The following is a 244-nucleotide window of genomic DNA, read 5'->3' as shown; positions in this document are numbered from 1 at the left end:
AAACCGAGACGATGAGCAACGTGACGACGGCAAGGCCGAGTAACACGAGTTGACCGGTTGGGCCGAACACGATCGTTGGGGTCTCGACGAAGATGTCGAGCACCATCAGCCCGAGGAATAACGTCATCGGCATCGCGGCGAGCGCAATGTATATCATCCCGTTTTTGAATTTACTTTCTTTCGAGCGGACCGACATGTTGCGGAACGCTTGTGAAGCGGCGAGTAAGAACAGGACAGCTACGAG

General features: G+C 54.5%; 1 protein-coding gene. It reads right to left on the bottom strand.

Going from position 1 to position 244, the window contains the following annotated elements:
* Positions 1-244, bottom strand: a 244-nt coding sequence (locus ACSV5T_RS10235; RefSeq protein WP_438321073.1) for an HAAS domain-containing protein, incomplete at both ends; no start/stop codon positions are given.

The organism is Veillonella sp. ZSJB6 (assembly GCF_051549505.1).
Taxonomy (GTDB): domain Bacteria; phylum Bacillota; class Negativicutes; order Veillonellales; family Veillonellaceae; genus Veillonella.
The sequence above is the reverse complement of the archived record's forward strand: the minus strand, read 5'-3'. Positions and strand labels throughout refer to the sequence as shown.